The 25,121-nt window shown below is 67.1% G+C and carries 7 protein-coding genes; 2 read left to right on the forward strand and 5 right to left on the reverse strand.

All coding sequences use genetic code 11. The annotated features are described in order from the left end of the window. Positions 1-199: 199 nt before the first annotated feature. A complete protein-coding gene (gene hrpA, locus FCE95_RS07575; RefSeq protein ID WP_137266319.1) occupies positions 200-4,252 on the reverse strand; it encodes an ATP-dependent RNA helicase HrpA in 4,053 nt (1,350 codons plus the stop codon). An 83-nt stretch (positions 4,253-4,335) separates the two neighbouring features. Between hrpA and FCE95_RS07580 the strand changes: the two genes are divergently transcribed. Together FCE95_RS07580 and recQ are read left to right on the forward strand one after the other, a co-directional pair. Further along, the gene (locus FCE95_RS07580) at positions 4,336-4,887 is read left to right on the forward strand and encodes a Dps family protein (protein WP_137266320.1); all 552 of its coding nucleotides are present in this window, start codon (positions 4,336-4,338) and stop codon (positions 4,885-4,887) included. Positions 4,888-5,240: 353 nt separating this feature from the next. Beyond that, positions 5,241-7,040 carry a DNA helicase RecQ gene (recQ, locus tag FCE95_RS07585; protein ID WP_137266321.1) on the forward strand — a complete coding sequence of 600 codons (1,800 nt, stop codon included), beginning with the start codon at positions 5,241-5,243 and terminating at the stop codon, positions 7,038-7,040. A 110-nt stretch (positions 7,041-7,150) separates the two neighbouring features. Here recQ and FCE95_RS07590 read toward each other — a convergent pair whose 3' ends face one another. The 4 genes from FCE95_RS07590 to FCE95_RS07605 all read right to left on the reverse strand — a co-directional run bounded on the left by FCE95_RS07590 (position 7,151) and on the right by FCE95_RS07605 (position 24,831). Continuing rightward, positions 7,151-9,013, reverse strand: coding sequence for a DUF11 domain-containing protein (locus FCE95_RS07590; RefSeq protein ID WP_189644660.1), 1,863 nt, complete (start codon positions 9,011-9,013; stop codon positions 7,151-7,153). A 240-nt stretch (positions 9,014-9,253) separates the two neighbouring features. Further along, positions 9,254-11,128, reverse strand: a complete 1,875-nt coding sequence (locus FCE95_RS07595; RefSeq protein ID WP_189644661.1) for a DUF11 domain-containing protein — start codon at positions 11,126-11,128, stop codon at positions 9,254-9,256. A gap of 52 nt (positions 11,129-11,180) precedes the next feature. Then, on the reverse strand, positions 11,181-14,951 hold the full coding sequence (locus FCE95_RS07600; protein ID WP_223266812.1) for a TonB-dependent receptor: 3,771 nt from the start codon (positions 14,949-14,951) through the stop codon (positions 11,181-11,183). Between the two features lie 16 nt (positions 14,952-14,967). Further along, complete coding sequence (locus FCE95_RS07605; protein ID WP_189644662.1) at positions 14,968-24,831, reverse strand: DUF7507 domain-containing protein; 9,864 nt, start codon at positions 24,829-24,831, stop codon at positions 14,968-14,970. Positions 24,832-25,121 lie beyond the last annotated feature (290 nt).

Here is a 25,121-nt window from a genome sequence, read left to right on the forward strand (position 1 = left end):
GGCCAGGGAAAGGGTTCGGCTTTTGGCGGGTCGCTACAAGCAACAGCAAAAACACGCTTCGCTCCGCTCGCGCCCCCTCCCCTGCCCTTCGGGCATCCCGCTGCGCGCCCCGGCCCTCGCTTGCGCGAGGGCGTTCAGAGGCATGCGAAGCAATGCTTCGCAAGCATGCCTCTTCACCCCACAAGGGGGGAGGAAAAAGCTAACTCCGCAATCCGGCAAACCTCTGCGTCAACTTCTTCGCCGAAGGGCCGCCGCGCACGCCCAGCTCCTGCGCGAACAGCGACACGCGCAATTCCTCCAGCTCCCAGCGCAGCGTCTGCCACTCGCCGGAAGCCGCTTCGTCCGCCGAAGCGGCCGCCAACGCATCCACGAACGGCTTGATTTCCAGCATCCGCGCCTGGTCGCGGGTCGGATCGCGCAAGGCGCGCTCGCAGCGCAAAGCCAAAGCTTTCAGGTAGCGCGGGTACTCGCGCAAAGCCGCCGCGGGCATGTCGCGCAGGAATCCGGGCGGCGTCAGCGCGGCCAAATGCGCGCGCATGTCGTCGAGATTGCCGCTGGCCCAGCCGATCAATTCCGAATCGAGCTTGGCGCGCACCTCGGCGACCAGGCCGAGGATGGTTTCGGCCTGGCGAAGACGCGCGGTGGCTTCCGGAAACAAGGCTTTGGCGATCGCCTCGCGCCGCTGCGCGAACGCGTCCGCGTCGCGGATCGATTCCAAGCCCTCGGCCGCGAGCGCGGCGAAGGCGCCGTCGACCAGATCGGCGCGCAGCCGATCGCCGTCGTTGCCGCCGTCGCGGCGCGGCGCGGCCGATTCGATCGACGCGTACAGCAGCGCGGTCTTGGGCTGCGCCGGCAATTGCTTGCGCGCCTGCTTGAGCTTGTCGGCGAGCGCCATCGCGAGCAGCCGGCGCACGCCGCGCGGATGCCGGCGCCGCGCTTCCTCGCGTTGCGCGTACACCGCCAAGTCGACGCCGTCGCCGGTGGCGTCGAGCGCCGGATAGGCCGGCACGCCGGCCGCGCCGGGCACGGACGCGGGAATCGGCCGCTCCGGGAAAGCGGTCAAGCCGCGCTGCGCCAAACCTTGCGCCGCCTGCGCCGCGAACGCGCGCTCGGCGCGCTCGCCGAAGCGCACGCGCAATTCGTCCAGGTCCCGCGACTCGGCCAGCACCGTCTTGCCGTCGCGGTCGAATAGGCGCAGGTTCATGCGCAGATGCGGCTCTATCCCCGCTTCGTCGAAATCGGTCGCGGCCGTTTCGACGCCGGTCAGTTTGCGCAGGAATCTCGCCAGCGCTCCGGCGAACGCGTCGGGCTCCGGTTGCGCATGCGCTTCGACGAAGGCGCGGGCGAAATCCGGCGCGGGCACGAAATTGCGGCGCAGCGCCTTGGGCAGCGACTTGATCAGCGCCGCCGCCTTGTCCGCGGCGAAACCCGGCGCCAGCCAAGTCAGGCGCGCGGCATCCAATGCATTGAGCAGATGCAGCGGCACCGCCAAAGTCATGCCGTCGTCGGGCGCGCCGGGCTCGAAACGGTAGCGCACCGCCAATCGCGCATCGCCGACGGAAAAATAAGGCGGAAACCGCGCCGCTTCGCTCTCGTCGCCGACCAGCAAATCCTGGCGCGTCCATTCCAACGCCGCCTTTTCCGCTTCGGGCAGCTTCGCATACCAGGCGTCGAGCGCTTGCGCGTTGTGGACATGGGCCGGCAAACGGTCGAGATACCACTGCGCCATCCACTCTTCGTCGACCACCAGACCGCTGCGCCGTTGCTTCGCTTCTTCCTGGCGCGCCGCTTCCAAGGTTTTCAGGTTGCGGGGCAGAAAAGCGCTGCGCGCGTTGATCTCGCCCGGCACCAACGCCTCGCGCGCGAAGATGACGCGGCTTTCCTCCGGAAACAGCGCGCCGTAATGGATGGGCCGCTTCGGCGCCAGCACCAGGCCGAACAGGCTGATCTGTTCGCTTCCGACCACGCGGCCTTGCGAGCGCGACCAGCGCGGATCGTGCTGTCGCCGCGCGAGCAGGTGCGGGAGTTCTTCGATCGCCCATTCCGGCTCGACCGCGGCATTGGTCAGCGACCACACTTTCTCGGTATCGAGCAGCGTCGCCGACAAGACCCAAGGCGGCGGTTTTTTCGCCAGCGGCGAGCCGGGGAATAACTGGAATTTGCGGCCTCGCGGGCCGTCGTACTGGCCGCGCTCCGTAAGCTGGCCGATCTGGGTGGGCAGGCCGGCGATCAAGGCGCGGTGCAGCGTAGCGTAAGCCTTTGCGGTGTGCTGTTCCTCCCCTTTTGAAAAAGGGGGATCCAGGAGAATTTGCTTTTGCTCTTGCCGTTTCGTCGCAACTGCATTGGCGCGTAAATCCCTTCTGTCCCCCTTTTTCAAAGGGGGGGTGGCTTCGCTGCCTTTTGCAGCGACGTCGCCCCATCCGAGCTCCTCGCACTGCAGCTTCAGCTGCCGGTGCAGCTCGCGCCACTCGCGCATGCGCAGGAAGCCGAGGAAATGCTTCTCGCACCATTTGCGCAATTGCGACTGGGTCATCGCTTCGTGCGCTTCGCGATAGGCTTCCCACAATTTGAGGATGCCGACGAACTCGGATTTCGGGTCGGCGAACAATGCATGGGCGTTGTCGGCCGCGGCGCGCTGATCGGCCGGGCGTTCGCGCGGATCCTGGATGCCGAGGAACGAGGCGATCGTCAGCATCTCCTGCAGGCAGCCGTGCGCTTGCGCGGCGACCAGCATGCGCGCCAGCTTCACGTCGACCGGCAAGCGCGACATGGTCCGCCCGATCGCGGTCAACTTGCGCTCCGGGTCCACCGCGCCGAGCTCGTGCAGCTGTTGCCAACCGTCGGCGATGGCGCGCGGATCGGGCGGTTCCAGGAACGGGAAATCCTCTATCCGCCCCAACCCAAGCGACAGCATCCGCAGAATCACGCCGGCCAACGCTGCGCGGCGGATTTCCGGGTCGGTGTATTGCGCACGCGATTCGAAATCTGCCTGCGCATACAACCGGAAGCAGGTACCGGGCGCGACGCGGCCGCAGCGGCCTTTGCGCTGGTCGGCGCTCGCCTGCGAGATCGCTTCGATGTGCAAACGATCCAATTTCTGGCGCGGGCTATAGCGCTTGACCCGGGCCAGGCCCGGATCGACCACGTAATGGATCCGCGGCACGGTCAGCGAGGTTTCGGCGACGTTGGTCGCCAGCACGATCCGCCGCTGCGGCCCGGGATTGAACACCCGGTCCTGGTCGCGCGCCGACAGCCGCGCGTACAGCGGCAGCACTTCGGTATGGCGGTATTTGCGCCGCTCCAGCGCCTGGTGCGCGTCGCGGATCTCGCGTTCGCCGGGCAGGAAGATCAGCGTGTCTCCCATCGAGCGGTCGCGGGCGCGGCTTTCAGAAAGTATTTCGTCGCAGGCGGCGACGATGCCGTCCAGCACGCTGCGCTCGCCCTCGTTCTCGCCTTCGCCTTCGAGCGGGCGGTAGCGCACTTCCACCGGATAGCCGCGGCCTTCCACGTTCACCACCGGCGCGTCGCCGAAATGCTGCGAGAAACGCTCGGTGTCGATCGTGGCCGAGGTCACGATCACTTTCAGGTCGGAACGCTTGCCCAGCAACTGCTTCAGATAGCCGAGCAGGAAATCGATGTTTAGGCTGCGTTCGTGGGCTTCGTCGACGATGATCGTGTCGTAGGCGGACAGCCAACGGTCGGATTGGATTTCCGCGAGCAGGATGCCGTCGGTCATGAACTTGACCGCCGTATCGGCGCCGACGTTCTCGTTGAAGCGCACTTGGTAGCCGACCGCGCCGCCGAGCGGCGTGCGCAATTCTTCCGCGACCCGGCGCGCGACCGCGCGCGCGGCGATCCGGCGCGGCTGGGTGCAGCCGATCATGCCGGCGGCGCCGCGGCCGGCGGCCAGGCACAGCTTGGGCAATTGGGTGGTCTTGCCCGAACCGGTTTCGCCGGCGATCACCACCACCGGATGCTTGCGGATCAGCTCGACGATGCGTTCGGCTTCGCCCGCGATCGGCAACGCCGGATCGACCTCGGCCTGCGGCAGGCGCGCGGCGCGCGCTTCGCGGCGAGCGACGGACTCGGCCAAGGCCGCGGCGAACGCATCGCGCAGGCTCGCATCGTCCGGCCGGGTCTGCCAGCGCCGCCACAATCCATGCAGGCGCGCGGCGTCGCGGCTGCAGGCGCCGTCGATGGCGCGCCGCGCCTGCGTTGACGCAGCGCTGGCATGGGTGGCTATAGGCTTCATCGATCGTTCCGACAGCAATATTGCATTTCGCGTTTTCGCCGCCACGTTCTATTGTGACGCATCCCATTCCCCGGAGAGACCCGATGGCCAAGACCAAGACCGCCAAGCCCGCCGCTCAACCGAATCCGGCCGCTTCGCCCGGCCCCGGCGATCGCGGCCCGGCCATCGATATCGGGATCGACGCCAAGGATCGCAAGAAGATCGCGCAAAACCTGTCGGTCTATCTGGCCGACGCCTACACCCTGTATCTGAAGACCCACAACTTCCACTGGAACGTCACCGGACCGATGTTCAACGCGCTGCATCTCATGTTCGAGACGCAATACACCGAGCAGTGGAACGCGCTGGACGACGTGGCCGAACGCATCCGCGCCCTGGGCTTCAACGCGCCGGGCTCGTACGCCGAGTTCATCAAGCTGTCCTCGATCAAGGAAGAGCCCGGCCTGACCGAAGCCTTGGATTGGCGCGACATGGTGCGCCAGCTGGTGATCGGCAACGAAGCCGTCTGCCGCACCGCGCGCAAAACGCTGGATGTGGCCGAGGGCGGCGACGACGACCCCACCGTGGACCTGATGACCCAACGTCTGCAGACCCACGAGAAGTACGCGTGGATGCTGCGGTCGTTGTTGCAGTAAGCCCCCGGCACAGCGCCCCCGCCGCCGCTTGCTTGGCTCTCTCCCGCTTGCGGGCGAAGCGGCGCTGCTTGCGCGGCACCGCCGCGCGCCGTCGAGCGCCCGTGCGAAAAGCACGAGCCGGACACAGAGCGGGGTTGGGTGAGGGCAAGCGGAATCGCAACCTCGACGAATACCGGAACCGGTAGATATCCACCGGATGACATTTGTTTGGTGCGATCTGAGGCTCTGCGCGCCCTCACCCCAGCCCTCTCCCGCGAGCGGGAGAGGGGGCAGTCGCGCGAGATCGGGAAATTCCGAAGGCGCGACAAGATTCTCCCTTAGCGCCCCTCGGGCAGCGACGTTATCCTTTGCCCATGCCCTCCCGCGCCCGCGAACTGCTCCAGACCGTCTTCGGCTATTCCGATTTCCGCGGCGAACAGGGCGCCATCGTCGAACACGTCGCCGCAGGCAACGACGCGCTGGTGCTGATGCCCACCGGCGGCGGCAAATCGCTTTGCTACCAGATCCCCTCGCTGCTGCGCGAAGGCTGCGGCATCGTCGTGTCGCCGCTGATCGCGCTGATGCAGGACCAGGTGGAAGCGCTGCGCCAGCTCGGCGTGCGCGCGGCTTATCTCAATTCGACCTTGGAAGCCGGGGAAGCGGCGCGGATCGAGCGTTCGCTGCTGTCCGGCGAGCTCGACCTGCTCTACGTCGCGCCGGAACGCCTGCTCACCGCTTCGTTCCTATCGCTGCTCGAACGCAGCCGGATCGCCCTGTTCGCGATCGACGAAGCGCATTGCGTATCGCAATGGGGCCACGACTTCCGCCGCGAATACCGCGAGCTGACCGTCCTGCACGAACGCTGGCCGCAGGTGCCGCGCGTCGCCCTGACCGCGACCGCCGACCCGCCCACCCAGCGCGAGATCGCCGAACGCCTGCAGCTGGAGGACGCGCGCCGTTTCGTCAGCTCGTTCGACCGTCCCAATATCCGCTACAACGTGGTGCAGAAGGACAACAGCGCCCGCCAATTGCGCGACTTCCTCGCCGCGCACGCCGGCGAGTCGGGCATCGTGTATTGCCTGTCGCGCAAGAAGGTGGAGAAGACCGCCGAAACGCTGGCCGGCATGGGCATCGACGCCCTGCCCTACCACGCCGGGCTGGATGCCGGCGTGCGCGCCGCGAACCAGCGCCGCTTCTTGCGCGAGGACGGCGTGGTGATGGTGGCGACCATCGCCTTCGGCATGGGCATCGACAAGCCGGACGTGCGCTTCGTCGCGCATCTGGATTTGCCCAAGTCGATCGAAGGCTACTACCAGGAGACCGGCCGCGCCGGCCGCGACGGCGAACCCGCCGAGGCCTGGCTTTGCCACGGCCTGGGCGATGTGGTGCTGCTCAAGCAGATGATCGAGCAGTCCGAAGCCGGCGAAGAACGCAAGCGCTTGGAGCGGCGCAAGCTCGACGCCTTAGTCGGCTATTGCGAAACGATGCGCTGCCGGCGGCAAGTGTTGCTGGCGAGCTTCGGCGAGACGTATCCGGAGGCTTGCGGCAACTGCGACAACTGCCTGCAGCCGGCGCAGACCTGGGACGCGACGGTAGCCGCGCAAAAGGCGCTGAGCTGCGTGTACCGCAGCGGCCAGCGCTTCGGCGCGATGCACCTGATCGACATCCTGCGCGGCGTCGACAACGAACGCATCCGCCAGTTCCGCCACGACCAGCTCAGCACTTTCGGCGTCGGCCAGGATCTCGACGCCGGCACCTGGCGCAGCGTGCTCCGGCAGCTGGTCGCCGGCGGCTGGCTGGAAGTGGATGCGGAAGGCTTCGGCGGCTTGCGCTTGACCCCGGCCAGCCGCGAGATTTTGCGCGGCGAACGCACGGTGATGCTGCGCCTGGAAATGCCGCGCAAGAAGCAGCGCGAACGAACCGCGCGAACGCCCGCCAGCGCGGTCTTGCAAGCCGCGGACCAACCCCTGTTCGACGCCTTGCGCGACTTGCGCGCGCAACTGGCGCGCGAACAGAACGTGCCCGCCTACGTGATCTTCCACGACAGCACCTTGCGCAGCATCGCCGAGCGGCGTCCGGCCACGCTGGACGAATTGGCGTCGATCGGCGGCATCGGCGGCACCAAGCTCGCGCGTTACGGCGAACAGGTATTGGCCGCGGTGCAAGGTGCGTAGTTCTTCCCTCTCCCCTCCGCGGGAGAGGGAAAGGCGCGAAGCGCCAGGGAGAGGGTTCGGCTTTTCGCGGATAAAAAACGGCTACCGCAATATTAAGTAAGAGAGTCCAGCTAATTCACCGTACACGCGATCTTGAAAGTCAAACTGCCCCCCGGATTCATCGACGGAATCAACACGCCCGCGCCCTGCAAATTGGCGATCGACAACTGCCCGGCAGCGGCGCCGACCGTAGGACAAGTCGCGGTTCCGCCGCTCACCGCGCAAGCCGGCGCGCCCAGAACGCAGTTGCTGAGGTTGGTCGGCGACGGATCGGTCAAAATCGCGTTCGCCACCGCATCGGGGCCGGCGTTGCTCACCACGATGTCGTAGGTCGTGATGGTGCCCGACGTCACCGAGGTCGCGTTGTTGGTCTTGGCGATCGACAAATCGGCGCAGACCGGATCCACCGCCGCCGTCGCCGGGTTGTTGGCCGTGCCGCCCGGAGCCGGTGTCGGAAAGCCCGCTTGCGCCGAGGCTCCTTCCGCCATCGCGCCCGTCGCCGTCACCGTGCTGGTGTTGGTGGTGGAGGTGCATTGGGTGGTCGCCAAGGTGCCGGTGACGGTGTAGGTCAGCGTGCCGCCGGCCGCGCCGCCGATACCGGCCGGCAAGGTCGCGGCCGTGTTGATCGGGCCCGTACCGCTGGCGGCCGGGCAGACCGGTGCGGGCGTGCCGCTCGCGGCGCAAGTCCAGGAGAAAGCGGTGAAGCCCGCGGGCAGCGCATCGGCGAGCGTCGCCGTCGCGTCGTGCATGGTGGTATCGCCGACGGTCGGTTGGGCGGTGTTGTTCTGGTAGGCGACCGTAAACACGGCCGTGCCGCCCGGCGCGGGCGTACTCGTATTCACCGTCTTGGTGGTGCGCAAGTCGACGTCGTTGTCCTGGATGGTCAGGGTGGCCGCGGTGATGGCCGCGGTGCCGCAGGTGCTGGTGGACGACAGGGTGTAATTGGCGGTGTCGGACTGAAGCTCGAAAGTCACCGTCTCGTTGTTCTCGATCGCCGTGTCGTCGACGATCGAAGCGATCGGCACGGTGAATAGGTTATTGTCGTAGACGCCTTGCGGTACCGCGATATTGACGGTCGCCGTCCCGCTGGCAGTGGTGTAGTCGTCGGGTCGCGACGCGGTGCCGCCGGTGATGGTGGCTAACACCGTGATGCCGCCCGCGGGCACGGTGCCGGTGATGCGGATCGTCGGCAGCGTCATCGCCTGGCCTTCGCGGGTGACGAAAGTCGAGGACGTGAACTCGACGTAGGGCCTCAAGGTCACCTGGATCTCGTCCAGGAAATTGCCCGAACCGGTGCCGCCGATCGCCTCGAAACCGAAGCTGTGGTTGTTCGTGGTGCCGTTCCAGATGAAGCTGCCGGAAAAATCGCGCCAATTGTTGGGTGCCGCCGCGACCGAGCAGCTGAGGTTGTCGATCGGCCCGCTGCTGGCGCAGACCGGATTGCCGCCGCCGCCCAAGGTATCGCTCGTGATGACGGCGACGGTGTTCGCCGTGCTGTCGATATTGAAATTCATCACGTCGGCGGTCACGTTACGGCCTCGATGGCTCAACCGCCAATCGATGCGTTCGCCCGTGGTAAGACAGATGTTCTGCGACAGCCGCGAGGCCACGTAGGCATTGAGCTCCGCATGCTGCAGTCCGGCGCGCGGCGGCACGCCGCTGAAGCTCGGTCCTCGCCAGAATTCGACCGGCTGAGTCACGATCGCGCCCGGCGTCTGTCCGGCCAGGCTGCAACTGCCGCTGACCGCGTTGTTGGGATGATTGGTGGTCCAACCGTTCACTGCGGTGGCGGAGAAAATGAGATAGCAGTTGCTGCCGGTCAGTGCGGGCTGCTCGAAGCCCAGATTGACGAAAGTGCGCTGGACCTGGGCTTGGGCGGGAGCCGCGCTGAAACCCGTCGCGCAGGCCGCGATGGCTGCGAGCCATAAACGCATGGCGAAGGGCAGCTTGGCTCGCCTCTTCCGGATCGTGTCGGGCGCGCAATCCATTCTGTCCCTCCGTACTCAGCGCATCCTGATCGCTTGCCGGGGGTTGGCCGCATCAGCGGCTCGCCCGCCGTGGCTAGCGACGGCGCGCATAGCTGGCGGGCCTATTTAGCGCACTGGTGCGCGCGCCCGTCAATGGCGGAGGCCGCGAGACGGCCTAGCCTCCGCGAGTGCCGAAGAATGTGAAAGTCAGTTCACGGTGCACGAGAAGGTGAGCGTGACGGCATTGTTGGGCGCTCCAGGATTCGGACTGACCGCGATGCTGGGAATGGCGATGCCGCCGCCGAACAGGTTCGCGGTGGTCAATGCGCCGGCGCCAGGGCAGGTCGTAGCTCCCGCCGGCGAGCTGGTCGCATTGCAAGCGACGACGGTACTTCCCAACGCGCCCGGGCAAGTGATTCCCGCCCCAGGCGTATCGGTGACCACGGCGTTGGCCACCGTCGCGGGGCCCGCGTTCACGATGCGCAGCGTGTAGGTGGTCGCGGTGCCCGAAGACACCGTGTCGGCGGGCTGGTCGGCGGGACCCGACGCAGGCGTGTTGGTTTTGGTGATGGACAGATCGGCGACGTTGGCCACCGTCACGCTGGCGACCGGCGTGGGGCCGTTCGCCGCTTCGTTGAGGGTTTCCGACACGAAGTTGACGGTACCCTGGTTGCTGATCACCGTGCCGTCGGCCACGCCGGCGTTGACCGTGACCCTGAAGCGCGCCGTGGTCGTCTCGCCGGGATCGACCGTACCGCCGACGGTGGCGTTGGCGCCGGTTCCCAGGCGGAACACCGCTTGGTTGGAGGTGAAGTTGGCTTGGTCGTCTCCGGTGCCGTCGGTCTTGTTGCCCGCGTTGGCGCCGCTGGCGATCACCAGCGAATTGGGCACGTAGGTCGTATTGGCCGGAATCGGATCGGTCAGCACCATTTGCGTGGCGCCGTCGTTGCCGGTGTTGGATAAGCCGATCGTATATTCCAGCACGTCTCCCGGCTGGACCGTGCCGCCGTTGACGTCGCTGACGGTTTTGGTGACGTTGGACAGGATCACCGGCTCGAACACGTCGGTCTGGAACGTGACCACCGAAGGGAAATAGGTTTCGCCGCCGGTGGTGAAGGTCAGGTTGGCGCTGGTGGCGTTGTTGCCTAGGACATTGGTGCCGAACAGATCGATGTCGAAACCGAAGTTGTTGCGGTGGTTCGGATTGCGGCTGGTGACCAGCGCGCCGAGATTGGAGATGGTCGAATTGAAGGCGTTGTCGGCCGGATTCACCGCATTGGACAGGTTTGTGGCGTTCAACTGGAAGCGGTCGCCGGTGGAATCTAGGTCGCCTTCGTAGGCCACGAAACCCATCTGCGTGGTCACCGCGCCAGTGGGCGGCGTGCGGAAGCCGCTGACCGCCGTGGTGACCGATGTGGGGTTCGACGAATTGATGTTGGCGTAGCCGTCGAAGACCACCATGTTGCGCGGCGGCAACGAAGGATTGCGCAGCACGACGACCAGAGACCAGCCGGCGTACCGGTCTTCGCCGGTGCCCGCTTGGATGCCGGCGACTTTGTAAGTGCCGCTGCCGCCGGCCTGCACCTGCGAAGTCACGTCGGCGAAACCGGCATAGCGCGTGCCGCTGACGTCGACCTGGCTGGCGGTGATCGACGCGTAAGCCGCCGCCGGCGTCGCGAAGCGGACCGAGTTGCGCGCCGCCGCGCTGGGCGCCGCCGAACCGCCGCTGCCCGCCGACGTGTCCGCGCCCCAATACAGCCCGGCGAACAGCACGGTGCTGCCGCCCGGAATGGTGAGCGTGGCGGTGCTGGAGTTGGCCGGCGAGGTCGCGACGCTGTCTGCGTTCTGATACGCCATGGTGTAGCTGTTGTTGTTGTTGTTCGTGCCGGTGCCGTTGCGCGCCGCCGCGCAGCCCCCGCCGGTCGGGCAGCTCATGTTGGCATTGCCTATCAGCACCAACTCGCCGCGCGAAGTGGTCGAGTAGCGAGGCGTGAAGGAACGGATCACGGAGGACGCGTAGGCGGTCTGGGCGACTAGCGCCAAAACCAGCATTGCAGCGTACAGGCGGATGGGGTTGCGCATCTTCTTTCCCGTCATGCGGCCGATGCGGACCGGGTCCGCATCGCGCCGGTTCTCAGTATTTGCCCACCACGTTGAGGAAGAACCCCTTGTGGTCGTAATCGAAATCGGTCAGGTCGTCGCTGAAATCGGTGAAGTTGTAGCCCACGCCGATCCTGAAATTGGCGCCGATGTCGCGATCGATGCCGATCAGGAAGCCGCTGCGGGTGCCGCCGCTGGTCACGTCCAGCCAGCGGTACTCGCCCAGCGCATGCCAGCGGTCGCCGAACTCGTAGCGGACCTGGCCGGCGGCGAACGTGGCGGCCGCGTCGGCCCACTGCCCTTCCAAACGGCCGAAGCGCACTTCGCCTTCGCGCCGCATCAGCTTGGCCGCGTATTCCCAGCGGTTGTCGGGGTTGTACACGCCTTCGAGCGACAGCACCTGGCTGCGCTGGTCGTAGAAGGCGATGTTGTCGCCGATCTGCTCCAGCGCCGACACGTCGTACAGATAGGTGTACTTACCGAGCAGCGCCCAACGCGTGCTGTCGAACGGACGCCAGGCGAAGCCCAAGTTGGCTTCGACGAACTTGGCGCCGGCCGAAGCTTGCAGTTCGTCGGTGGTCTTCGAGTAGTTGACCCGCGCGGCGATGCGGAAGCTTTCGCTCAGCTTGTGCAGGAAACGGTTGGTGGTCACCCACTGCTCGCGGCGTTCCGCGCCGCTGTCGCGGCGCCATTCCAACTTGCTCTGCCACTGGGTGTCGTTGGACGTGCGGCCGCCGCTCAGGCTGACCGCATCGCGGTTCACTTCGCCGACCGTCGCATCCAAATTCGCCGTCTGCAGGGTGAAGCCGAGATTCCAGCCTTCGCCCGGGAAGAAATCCATGCCGAAGGTGTGCGCCAGACCGCTTTCGTTCGGCGCCTTCAGGAACTGGCTTTCGTTGAACAGGCTGACCTGGTTCGACAGGCGCCAGCGCTGGCCGAGCGTCCAGCCCGGATTCTGCCGGCTGTTGAACAGCGGGTCGTATTCGGTGGTGTCGGTCGAATAGGTGTAGGCGCCGTAGAACGAATGGTCCGGCGTGAGCCGGTATTCGGCGTTGACCTGCGCCGCGTCGCCGCGGTCGCCGCTGCTGACTTCCGCGCCGACCGTGGACAGCTCGCCGAACAGGTACTTGGCGCCCAGCGCGACGGCGTCGTTGTCGGCGTATTTGCCGTCGTCGTCGTCGACGGTCTTCTGCGCCGTGCCGTACAGCTCCAGATTGCTGCCGAAGCGGCGCAGATAACGCAACGCGGCCAGCGTGCCGACCGCGTCCGCGGACGGGCCGGAGGCGCGCTCCTCGTCGACGCGGCGCAATTCGCCGCTGAGCGTGCTGGCGTCGTCGATGCGCCATTCGCCGGTGAGCTGCGCCTGGGTCAGCGATTCCAAGCCGCGTTCGGCGCGGCTGTAGCGCGCGTACAGCTGGAAGGACTGGGTGACCAGGCCCAATAGTTCGGCGCCCTTTTCTTCGATGTCCAAGCCCTGGTCGAAGCGGGTGATCGAGTAGCCGGCGTCCACTTCGCGCCACCAGGCGCCGGCGGACCAGTCGAGCGAAGTCCAACCCAATTCCTTCAAGTTGACGCGCGCCTCGGCGGCGCGGGCTTCGCCCTTGCGCGCGCCCAGCCCGGAGTTGATCTCGGTGAAGCTCAAGCCGCCGTTGTCGGAGAAGAACACCGGCGCGCTGGTGGCTTCGGTGCGGCTATGCTCCAATTTCAGGTAAGTGCCGCGTCCGGCTTGCAAGGTGACGTCCGCGCCCTTCAACGAATAATCGTCGCCCGCGCGGTTCTCGTCGACGTAGGTCACGCCGACGCCGAGGTGGTCGCCGAACCAGTGCTTGCCGCGCACGCCGGCGGTGACTTCGTCGGGATTGAAGCCGCTGGGCACGTATTCGTAATCGACCAGCAGCACCTGGGTCAGGCCGTCGAGCGGCGCGTCCGTGGTCAGGCGCGGCAGGTTGGCGCGGTCGGCGCGGGTCAGCAGCGGCTTGGTCAGGATGATGCGGCCCTGCAGCTCGTCGATTTCGTAATCGGCGCCGCTCTGCAGCTCGACCCGGCTTTCGACGCGGCCGGTGGTGTTGTCGCGCAGCTCGATCACCGCGCGCTCCGAACCCGGCAGCACGTCGCCGTGCTTGAGGAAGTAGACGCTGGCGCCGGTGCCGAGGAATTCGGTGTGGCCGGGCGCGGTCTGCGCCTCGGAACCGAACGCGCGCAATTCGCTGCCCGGTTCGCCCCAGACATTGTTGCCGCGGCTGCGCCAGCTGAAGGCGCCGCCGTACAGCGCGCGCGAATACTGGCCGTATTCGGTGCCGGTGATGCCGGTGTCGAAATTGCCCCACAGCGCCTGGTTCTTGTCCCAATCGACGCGCAAATACAGGCGGCCTTGGGTGTCGACGTCGCGGTAGACCACCGAGTCGTCGCCGTACACCGGGTAATACAGGTCCGGATCCAGGCGGCGGAACACGTCCTGCGGGTCGGCGTCCCAGAAACCGTCGAACAGCTCGCTGACTTCGCGTTCCTGCGTGTCGGCCTGCGCGGTGACCAGGTATTTGCCCTTCAGCTTGCCCTTCATATAGAAGGCCAGGCGGCCTTCGACCAGGAAGTCGTCGTCCTTCAGGCGCGGATCGTTGGCCAGCGGCTCGACCGAGCCGCTCACCTTGTTCTTGGACGCGGTGAGGTCGGCGATGGCCACGCCGAAGAAATACTTGCCGCTGACGTCGACATCGAGCGTGTGCTCGATCACCCGCTTGTCGCGGCCGGTCAGCGCCAAGTGGAACTGATGCCGGCCCACCGGCACCAGATATTCGGCCACCAGCTTGCGTTCCAGATCGACCGGCTGGCTCTGCCCGTCGATCTCGACCGAATAGCCTTCCGGCAGATTGCGGCCCTGGATGCGGATGCGCGAACCGTAGATGGCGATGTTCTGCTGGCGCAGGCTGTTCTGGCCGAACACTTGGTCGACCAGGCTTTGCGCTTGCGCTTGCTCGGCGGTGAACGGCGTGCCGAATTGTTTCTGCACGGAATCGCGCAGCAGCTGCTGGCCGCGTTCGGCTTCTTCCGGCTTCACCAATTGCAGGCGGCGCGGATAGGTTTCGTCGAAGCTGCCGCCTTCGCCGTAGGCGCGGACGATGTAGATCAGCTCGTCGCCGGCGCGCAGTTCCAGATCCGCCGGCAAAGCGCCGTCCCATTCGGTGCTGCTGACCGCGCCGGCCTTCAGCGGCACGGTGGCGATCGGCGACACCAGGTCGGCGTCGCTGGCGCGGTACACCCGCACTTCCGAGCGCTGGATGAAAGCCGAGTAATTGTTGTAGACGTAGAACTGCACCGGCTTGACGATGCGCTGCCCGTCGAACGCGACCAGGCTCGGCGCCGACGCGTTCATCTGCGGCTGGCCGAGATTGGGATCTTCGGTGGCCCAGATCACGCCGCCGTTGGGCAATTGCACCGACCACTTGCCCACCGCCACGGCTTTGCCGGGCGCTTCGGTGGCGACGGTGACGCGGCGGTCGGGCTGCAGCGCTTCGGAACCCGATGCGGCGTTCGTGCCTTCGGTCGCCGGCTGGCGTTCGCCGCGCGTGCGCACGCGCAGCAGCACGCCGCGATCCGAAGCGCAGCCTTCGCCGGTGCACTCGACGTCCGACGGCGGAGCATCGGCATCGGCGCGTTTCTGCGCGGCGGGTGTCAGCGGGGCAGTCGGCGATGCCGCAGGCACGGCCTGCGGGCGGTTCTCGGGCAGATTCTCTTCCTGCGCTCGCGCCTGCGAGGCGACGCCCGCAAGCAGGCAGATCAAGGTGTAATCGAGCAGTTTCATCTTCATGATCTTCGCCATCCCCTTACTGGCCACGAATGCCGACAGGGGCTGTCGGGTTGTCGCTGATTTCCACTCGCAACTTCGCGCGCGCCTCCGGCGCGAGCTTGGCGGCGATCGCTTCGTAGACGGCCTTGGCGCGGCGCAGTCCCAATTGCACGTTGTAGGCGTCCGAACCGCGCCGGTCGGCATGGCCGACCACGCCGATCACGCCGCCGCCGCGTTTTTCGATGTCGGCGGCGATGGCTTCGATCAACGGCCGGTATTCGGCGCGGATGTCGGCCTTGTCGGTGTCGAACAGCAAGGTGCCCAGCAGGGTCGAACCGCCCACCGTAGCCAGTGCGCTGTGCGGATCTTCGACATCGGCGCGCAGGCTGATCTTCAGCGCCGCCAACTGTTCCGGCGTCAAAGCTTTCGCCAGCGCGTCCTGCACGGCGCGCGCGCGGTCGTAGGCCAGCGCTTGGGTGTCGCCGTTGGCGGCGATGACGATTTCGCCGCCGCCGTGCTGCTGCACCTGTTCGGCCATCTTGTCGATCACCGGCTGATGCTCGCGGCGCAGCTCGGCGCTGCCCGGGGCGAACATCACCTCGCCCAGCTCCATTTCGACGTCCTGCTTGCCGCCCTCGATCAAACCGGACGGCAGTTTGACGCCGAAATCGAAGCGCACCGGCACGCCCGGAGTGATGCGGCGGACCAACGGGTTGTCCGTGGTGAACGCGCTGCCCGGTGGCAAGGTGGCCGGATCGACCTTGAGGATGAAGTTGCGGCCGCGTTCCCAAGGTCCGCCCGCCACGCCTTCCAGGTGATAGCGGCCGTACTGGTCGGTCTCGATCAACAAGCCTTCCACCGATGCGATGCGCACGCCGGGGATGCCGCGTTCGTCGACGCCGAGGTTGCTGACGACGTAATCGACGCGGTAGCCGCCCTGCACTTGGCTGACGCGGCGCTCGACCTTCGGCTCGGCGCCGGTGAGGCCCTTGGCCGCATCGCCCGCATTGCGCTCGATCCGCGTGTTGCCGGCCGCATCCATGCGCAGGACGACGCCTTGCTTGCTGGTGAGCACGAAGTCGTCGGCGAAATCGAGCGCGCTCAGCGTCTGGCTGATCGTGATCGCGTGCGCCGCGGCCGTGTCGGCCTCGGTTTCGCGGCCGGCGACCTTGCCCAGGTCGATGCCGTGCAACAACGGCGCGCTGGCGTCGGGCTCGGGCTTGGCGCCTTCGCCGCGATCCACCGTCGTCGAGCCGGCGACGTAAGCGCCCGGCGCGAAGCCGCCCTGCACGCGCACGCCGTCGAGCGTGGCGCGATCCTGCCAACCGTCGCCGTCGCGATCGTCGAACACCGTACCGATCAGCAGCGATTCGTCGAGCAGCGGATCGGCGACCAATTGCACGTCCGCAGTCGCCTCGTTAGAGACCGTGGCGCCGCCGTCCTGCGCGAACGCATGGTTGGTGTGCACACCCGGACGCACGCCGGCGCCGACGCGCAGCAGGTAGGTGATCGTCGCGCGTTCGCCGATGGCGATGTCGAGCTGATCGACGCGGATCGGATACGTGCCCGCCAGGCGGCCGCCGCCGTTGCCGTCGACGACGGTCAACGAATCGGCGACGTAGCTGAAGCCGGCTGGCGGCGTGTCGACCAGGGTCGCATCGTTCGCGTTGGCCACGCCGACGTTCTCGATGGTCACGGTGTAGCGGACCAGGTCGCCGATTTTCACGTCGCGCGGGCTGGCGGTCTTGCTGACGCGCAACTGCACGTCGCCCAGGATGGTCACGTTGACCGTCGACGGATTCGAAACCAGCCCGGTCGTGTCCGACACGGTGTACTGGATCGGCGTCGCCTGACCAGCGAAACCGGGCTCCGGCGTGAAGGTGATGCTGCCGTCCGGATTCACCGTCCACGCGCCCTGCCCCGGCACGACCAGGCTCTTGCCGTTGCCCGGCGCGCCGACGATGACGACGGTGGTCGGATCCAAGTTGCCGTCCGGATCGCTGTCGTTCGCCAGCACCGGAATGGTGACCGGTTGGCCGGCCGGGCCGCTGCCTTGATCGCCCGCGGCGCCGGTCACCGGCGGACGGCCGGTGACGTTGACCGTGACCACGGCGGTGTCGCAGATCGCGGTCGGCGTCGAGGTGTCGCAGACCTGATAGGTGAACGTATCGGCGCCCAGATAGTTCGTGGCCGGCGTGTAGACCACCGTGCCGTCCGGATTGACGGCGACGGTGCCGTGCGCGGGCTGGGCGGTGATCGTCACCGACGCCGGATTCAGCGGCGCGCCGGTCGCGCTGTCGTTCGCCAGCGGCGAGATCGTCGCCGGCGTGTTGGCCGGCGTCGAAGCGCTGTCGTCGACCGCGGTCACGACGTTCGGCTGCACCGTCACGGTCACCGTGGCGGTGGCGCAGTTGGCCGGATTGGCGATTTCGCAGATCTGATAGCTGTACGTGTCGGTGCCCGAGAAGCCGGGCGCCGGCGTGTACGCGATCGTGCCGTCCGGATTGACGACGATGCTGCCATTGGCCGGCGGCGAGGCCTGCGTGACCGTCACCGTCGTCGGATTGGCCGGCACGCCGTTGAGCGTGTCGTTGCCCAGCACCGACACCGTCACCGGCGTGTTCTGCGGCGTGGTCGCGCTGTCCGGATTGGCGACGATCGGCAACGCGCTCGCGGTGGCCGGATCGTCGTCGGTGTTGTTGCCGCCGTTCGGATCGGTTTCGCTGCCGGTCGCCGTGGCGCTGTTGTTGAACGCGCCGCCGGTCGCGCCGATGGTGGCGTTGACCGTGATCGTCGCGCTCGCACCCGAAGCGATCGAAGCGATGGTGCACGGCAGCGCGCTGCAGCCGGCGCCGGACACGCCCGTGATCGTCAGGTTGGTCGGCGTATCGGCGACCTGCACGTTCGTCGCCGTCGACGGACCCGCGTTGGCGACGACGATCGAGTACTGCACCGCCTGGCCGGCCAGGTACGGACCGGCGGTCGTCAAGGTCTTCGCCAGCGACACGTCGGCCGTCGGCGTGGTGCTGTCGCCGTCGCTGCCGGTGTTGTTGCCGCCGTTCGGATCGGTCTCGGCCGGCGTGGCGGTCGCGCTGTTCGCGAACGCGCCGTCGGCGTCGATCGTGCCGGTCACGGTGATCGTGGCCGAAGCGCCGGAAGCGATCGACGCGACCGTGCACGGCAACGCGCTGCAGCCGGCGCCGGAGACGTTCGTGATCGTCAGGTTGTTCGGCGTGTCGGTGGCGGAGACGTTCGTCGCCGTCGACGGACCCGCATTGCTCACGACGATGTCGAACGACACCGTTTGGCCGATCGTGTACGGGCCCGCGGTGGTCAGCGTCTTGACGACCGACACGTCCGCCGTCGGCGTCGTGTTGTCGCCGTCGGTGCTGGTGTTGTTGCCGCCGTTCGGGTCGGTCTCGCTCGGCGTCGCGGTCGCGCTGTTGCCGAACGCGCCGTCCGCGACGATGGTGCCGGTCACGGTGATCGTGGCCGATGCGCCGGAAGCGATCGACGCGACCGTGCACGGCATCGCGCTGCAGCCGGCGCCGGAGACGGCCGTGATGGTCAGGTTCGTCGGCGTGTCGGTGACCGAGACGTTGGTCCCCGTCGACGGACCGGCGTTGCTGACCACGATGTCGAACGAGACGGCCTGGCCAATCACGTACGGACCGGCGGTCGTCAGCGTCTTGACGACCGACACGTCCGCCGTCGGCGTCGTGTTGTCGCCGTCGGTGCTGGTGTTGTTGCCGCCGTTCGGGTCGTTTTCGGTCGGCGTTGCGGTCGCCGAGTTGGCGAAGGCGCCGTCGGCCTGGATCGTGCCGCTGACGGTAATCGTCGCCGATGCGCCGGAGGCGATCGAGGCAATGGAGCACGGCAGCGCCGTACAAGCGCCGCTGATCGTACCCAGGGTCAGATTGGTCGGCGTGTCAGTAACCGAGACGTTGGTCGCGGCGGACGGACCGGCGTTGCTGACGACGATGTCGAACGACACGGTCTGGCCGATCACGTACGGGCCCGCGGTGGTCAGCGTCTTGACGACGCGGACATCGGCGGTCGGCGTGGTGTTGTCGCCGTCGCTGCTGGTGTTGTTGCCGCCGTTCGGATCGTTCTCGGTCGGCGTCGCGGTCGCCGAGTTGGCGAAGGCGCCGTCGGCCTGGATCGTGCCGGTGACCGTGACCGTCGCGTTCGCGCCCGAGGCGATGCTGGCGATGCTGCACGGCATCGCCGTGCAGGCGCCGGACACGCCGGTGATGGCGAGATTGGTCGGCGTGTCGGTGACGGAGACGTTCGTCGCCGCCGACGGACCCGCATTGCTCACGACGATGTCGAACGACACCGTTTGGCCGATCGTGTACGGACCCGCGGTCGTCAGCGTCTTGACGACCGACACGTCCGCCGTCGGCGTCGTGTTGTCGCCGTCGGTGCTGGTGTTGTTGCCGCCGTTCGGGTCGGTCTCGCTCGGCGTCGCGGTCGCGCTGTTGCCGAACGCGCCGTCCGCGACGATGGTGCCGGTCACGGTGATCGTGGCCGAGCTGCCGGAAGCGATGCTCGAGATCGTGCAAGGCAGCGCGGTGCAAGCGCCGCTCACGGCGCCCAATGTCAAGTTGGTCGGCGTATCGGTGACCGAAACGTTGGTCGCGGCCGACGGGCCGGCGTTGCTGGCGACGATATCGAACGTAACGGCCTGGCCGATCACGTACGGACCCGCGGTCGTCAGGGTCTTGACGACACGGACATCGGCCGTCGGCGTGGTGTTGTCGCCGTCGGTGCTCGTGTTGTTGCCCGTATTCGGATCGGTTTCGTTCGGCGTGGCCGTGGCGCTGTTGCCGAACGCGCCATCGGCTTGAATCGTGCCGGTCACGGTGATCGTAGCGGACGCGCCGGACGCGATGCTCGCGATCGTGCACGGCAGCGCCGTGCAGGCGCCGCTGATCGTACCCAGGGTCAGATTGGTCGGGGTGTCGGCGACCGATACGTTGGTCGCGGCCGATGGGCCGGCGTTGCTGACCACGATGTCGAAGGAAACGATCTGGCCGATGGTGTACGGGCCTGCGGTGGTCAGTGTCTTGACGACGCGGACATCGGCGGTCGGCGTGGTGTTGTCGCCGTCGGTACTGGTGTTGTTGCCGCCGTTCGGGTCGTTCTCGGTCGGCGTCGCAGTCGCCGAGTTGGCGAAGGCGCCGTCGGCCTGGATCGTGCCGGTGACGGTAATCGTCGCCGATGCGCCGGAAGCGATGGACGCGATGGTGCAAGGCAGCGCCGTGCAGGCGCCGCTGACCGTGCCCAACGTCAGATTGGTCGGCGTATCGGTGACGTTGACGCCCGTGGCGGCCGACGGACCCGCATTGCTGACGACGATGTCGAACGACACCACTTGGCCGATGGTGTACGGACCGGCCGTGGTCAGCGTCTTGACGACGCGGATATCGGCGGTCGGCGTGGTGTTGTCGCCGTCGGTGCTCGTGTTGTTGCCCGGGGCCGGATCGGTTTCGGTCGCGGTCGCGGTCGCGCTATTGGCGAACGCGCCGTCGGCTTGGATCGTGCCGGCGACGGTGATCGTCGCCGATGCGCCGGAAGCGATGGACGCGATGGTGCAAGGCAGCGCCGTGCAGGCGCCGCTGACCGCGCCCAGCGTCAAGTTGGTCGGCGTATCGGTGACTTGGACGGTATTCGCGTCCGACGGACCGAGGTTGCTGACCACGATGTCGAACGACACCGCCTGGCCGATGGTGTACGGACCGGCCGTGGTCAGCGTCTTGACGACGCGGATATCGGCGGTCGGCGTGGTGTTGTCGCCGTCGGTGCCGGTGTTGTTGCCGGTGTTCGGATCGTTCTCGGTCGGCGTGGCGGTCGCGCTATTGGAGAACGCGCCGTCGGCTTGGATCGTACCGGTGACGGTGATCGTCGCCGACGCGCCGGAAGCGATGGAAGCGATGGTGCAAGGCAGCGCCGCGCAGGCGCCGCTGACCGTACCGAGCGTCAAATTCGTCGGAACGTCGGCGACATTGATGCCCGTGGCAGGCGACGGACCGACGTTGCTGACCACGATGTCGAACGACACCGCCTGGCCGATGGTGTACGGACCGGCCGTCGTCAAGGTCTTGACGACCGACACGTCGGCCGAAGCGCTGGCGTTGCCGCCGTTGCCGGCGTTGTCGGTGTTGTTGGCCGGGTTGGGATCGCTCTGGGTCGCGTTCGCCGAAGCGCTGTTGTCGAACGCGCCGGCGGCGACGACGGTCGCCGTCACGTTGATCGCGGCATTGGCGCCCGGCGCCAACGAGGCGATCGTGCACGGCAGCGCCGTGCAGGCGCCGGACACGGACTGGATCGTCAAATTGGTCGGCGTATCGGTGACCTGCACCGAGGTCGCCGTCGACGGGCCGGCGTTGGCGACCGTCAACGAATAGGTAATGGCCTGCCCGACGAAGAACGGCCCCGCCGTGGTCAGCGTCTTGACGATGGAAACGTCGGCCGACTCGGCCGCCGTCGCCGGCGCGTCGTCGGTGTTGTTGGCCGGCACCGGATCCGTGGTGCCCGCGGGCACCGTCGCCGTCGCGGTGTTGTTGAACGCGCCGGACGTGTTGCCGACCGTGCCGGTGACGGTGATCGTGGCGTTGGCGCCGCTATTGATCGACGCGATCGTGCACGGGAAAGCGGTGCAGGCGCCGCTGACGCCGGTGATGGTCAGATTGCTGGGCGTATCGCTGACGCCGACGTTCAGCGCCTGCGACGGGCCGTTGTTGGTGACGACGATGGAATACGTCACCGCCTGGCCGATCACATACGGCGCCGGCGTGGTCAGCGTTTTCTGCACGGCGATGTCGGCCGTGCGCGGAACGGTGTTGGTGTCGGTGGCGGTGTTGCCGTCCGGACCCGGATCGGTGGTGCCGGCCGGCGGAGCGACGGTGACCGTATTGGCGATGGAACCTGTGGCCGACGCGGCGACGGTGGCGTTAACCGTATAGGTGATCGCCGCGCCGTTCTTCATGTTGACGGTGGTGTTGATGTTGCCCGTGCCGCTGGCCGCGCCGCACGCGGTGGCGACCGTGCCGCCGGTGCCGGCGGTGGTGACCGCGCAGCTCCAGTTGCCGATGGTCAGACCCGCCGGCGCCGTGTCGACGACGGTCGCGCCAGTCACTTCGCTCGGGCCGGCGTTGCTGACCACGATCGTATAGACCGTGGAGCCGCCCGGAGGCACGCTGGTCGCGCCGTCGGTCTTGGTGACCGACAGGTTCGCCACCGGCGTGACCGTATTCGTATCGGTCGCGTTGTTATTGCCCGGGGTCGGATCGTTCGCGCCCGCCGGTACGCCGACCGTCGCCGTATTGGCGATGGAGCCCGTAGCCGAACCCGCCACGGTCGCGTTCACCGTGTAGGTGATCACCGCGCCGTTCTTCAGATTGACGGTGGTGTTGATGTTGCCCGTGCCGCTGGCCGCGCCGCAGGCCGTGACCACGCTGCCGCCGGTGCCCGCGGTGGTGACGGCGCAAGTCCAGTTGCCGATGGTCAGGCCGGCCGGCGCTGTATCTACGACGGTCGCGCCCGTGATTTCGCTCGGGCCGGCGTTGCCGACCGCGATCGTGTAGACGGTCGAACCGCCGGCTTGCACATTGGTCGCGCCGTCGGTCTTGGTGATCGACAAATCGGCTTGCGCAGTGACGTTGTTCGTATCCGTAGCCGTGTTGTCGCCCGGCGTTGGATCGTTGGTGCCAGCCGGCGTCGCCACCGTGACCGTGTTGGCGATGGAACCCGTCGCCGTGCCCGAAACGGTCGCGTTCACCGTGTAGGTGATCGCCGCGCCGTTCTTGAGATTGACGGTGGTATTGATGTTGCCGGTGCCGCTCGCCGCGCCGCAGGCCGTGGTCACCGTGCCGCCGCTGCCGGCGGTGGTGACGGCGCAAGTCCAGTTGCCGATGGTCAGGCCCGCCGGGGCCGTGTCGACCACCGTCGCGCCCGCGACTTCGCTCGGGCCGCCGTTGCTGACCACGATCGTGTAGACCGTGGAACCGCCTGCAGGAACGTTGGTTGCGCCGTCGGTCTTGGTGACCGACAGATTCGCCACCGCCGTCACCGTGTTGGTGTCGGTCGCGCTGTTATTGCCCGGCGTCGGATCGTTGGTACCGGCTGGCGTACCGACGGTCGCCGTATTGGCGATGGAACCGGTCGCCGAGCCGGAGACGGTCGCGTTCACCGTATAGGTGATCACCGCGCCGTTCTTCATGTTGACGGTGGTATTGATGTTGCCGGTGCCGCTGGCCGCGCCGCAGGCCGTGGTCACGCTGCCGCCGGTGCCGGCGGTCGTGACTGCGCAGGTCCAGTTGCCGATGGTCAAACCGGCCGGCGCCGTGTCGACGACGGTGCCCCCGGTGAGTTCGCTCGGACCGTTGTTGGTGACGGTGATTGTGTAGGCGGTCGAACCGCCGGCTTGCACATTGGTCGCGCCGTCGGTCTTGGCGATCGATAGATCCGCTATCGGCGTGATTGTGTTGGTATCGGTCGCGCTGTTGTTGCCCGGCGTGGGGTCGTTAGTGCCGGCCGGCGTTGCGACCGTGGCCGTGTTGGCGATGGAGCCCGTAGCCGAGCCCGAAACGGTCGCGTTCACCGTATAGGTGATGACCGCGCCGTTCTTCATAGTAACGGTCGTGTTGATGTTGCCCGTGCCGCTCGCCGCGCCGCAGGCCGTGGTCACCGTGCCGCCCGAACCCGCCGTAGCCACGGCGCAAGTCCAGTTGCCGATCGTCAATCCGGCCGGCGCCGTGTCGACCACCGTGCCGCCGGTGATTTCGCTCGGGCCGTTGTTGGTGACGGTAATCGTGTAAACCGTCGAACCGCCGGCCGCAACGCTGGAAACGCCGTCGGTCTTGGTGATCGCCAAGTTCGCCACTGGCGTGACCGCGTTGGTGTCCGTCGCGCTGTTGTTGCCTGGGGTCGGATCCGTGGTGCCGGCCGGCGTGCCGACGGTGACGGTATTGGCGACAGAACCGGTCGTGGAGCCGGCGACGGTCGCGTTCACCGTGTAGGTGATCACCGCACCGTTCTTCATATTGACGCTGGTGTTGATGTTGCCGGTGCCGCTCGCCGCGCCGCACGCGGTGGTGACCGTGCCACCGGTGCCGACGGTGGTAACCGTGCAAGTCCAGCCGCCGATGGTCAAACCGGCCGGCGCGGTGTCGACCACCGTGCCGCCGGTGATCTCGCTCGGACCGTTGTTGGTGACGGTGATCGTGTAGGCGGTCGAGCCGCCCGCTTGCACGCTGGCCACGCCGTCGGTTTTGGTCACGGCCAAATTCGCTACCGGCGTCACCGTGTTGGTGTCGGTCGCGGAGTTGTTGGCGGGGGTGGGGTCGCTCGCGCCACTGGGCACGGCGACGGTGACGGTATTGGCGATCGAGCCCGTCGCCGAGGCCGCAACGGTCGCGTTCACCGTATAGGTGATCACCGCGCCGTTCTTCAGATTGACGGTAGTGTTGATGTTGCCCGTGCCGCTCGCCGCGCCGCAGGCCGTGGTCACGCTGCCGCCCGTGCCGGCGGTGGTGACGGCGCAAGTCCAGCTGCCGATGGTCAAGCCGGCCGGAGCGGTGTCGACGACCGTCGCGCCCGTGAGTTCGCTCGGGCCGTTGTTGCTGACGGTGATCGTGTAGACGGTCGAACCACCGGCCTGCACGCTGGCCACGCCGTCGGTCTTGGCGACCGACAAGTCGGCGATCCGGGCGATGGGATCGGTGTCGGTCGCGCTGTTATTGCCCGTATTGGGATCGGAGACCCCGGACGGCACGGCGATCGTCGCCGTATTGGAGGCGTTCTGCGCGTATGCGGGAACTGCGGCGATGCCGACCAGTGCGCACGACAGGATCAGACGACCGATAGCCGCCTTGAAGCTCTTCAGATTGACCGCCACGCCGACTGCTCCCCAGCACGCGCCGGCCCTATCCATAAGGCCGCCGCATCAGACGTTTAAATTCCCCAAGCGCTTCCTGCGCCCAATACGACCGTCCGACGTATAGCCAGACGGCTCTCCTCGGAGGAAAACTCACATTTTTGTGAGCTACCTCACAAAATTTGTGGGATTCTATCAGCAGTTTTCGTGCCAACTGCAAAAGCGCGCGCTTACCCCTGTCAGGTTCAGCAACCTGACCATTTAGGGCAAAGAGTGACCAAGGCTCCGGGTTGGAACCTGACGTGTTAAGC

It is taken from the genome of Luteimonas gilva (genome assembly GCF_005239095.1).
Lineage (GTDB): Bacteria > Pseudomonadota > Gammaproteobacteria > Xanthomonadales > Xanthomonadaceae > Luteimonas_C > Luteimonas_C gilva.

Excerpts from the sequence above, each read along its gene's own strand:
- hrpA (WP_137266319.1), bottom strand. The coding sequence starts at position 4,252 with ATGAAGCCTATAGCCACCCATGCCAGCGCTGCGTCAACGCAGGCGCGG.
- FCE95_RS07580 (WP_137266320.1), top strand. The coding sequence starts at position 4,336 with ATGGCCAAGACCAAGACCGCCAAGCCCGCCGCTCAACCGAATCCGGCC.
- recQ (WP_137266321.1), top strand. The coding sequence starts at position 5,241 with ATGCCCTCCCGCGCCCGCGAACTGCTCCAGACCGTCTTCGGCTATTCC.
- FCE95_RS07590 (WP_189644660.1), bottom strand. The coding sequence starts at position 9,013 with ATGCGTTTATGGCTCGCAGCCATCGCGGCCTGCGCGACGGGTTTCAGC.
- FCE95_RS07595 (WP_189644661.1), bottom strand. The coding sequence starts at position 11,128 with ATGCGCAACCCCATCCGCCTGTACGCTGCAATGCTGGTTTTGGCGCTA.
- FCE95_RS07600 (WP_223266812.1), bottom strand. The coding sequence starts at position 14,951 with ATGAAGATGAAACTGCTCGATTACACCTTGATCTGCCTGCTTGCGGGC.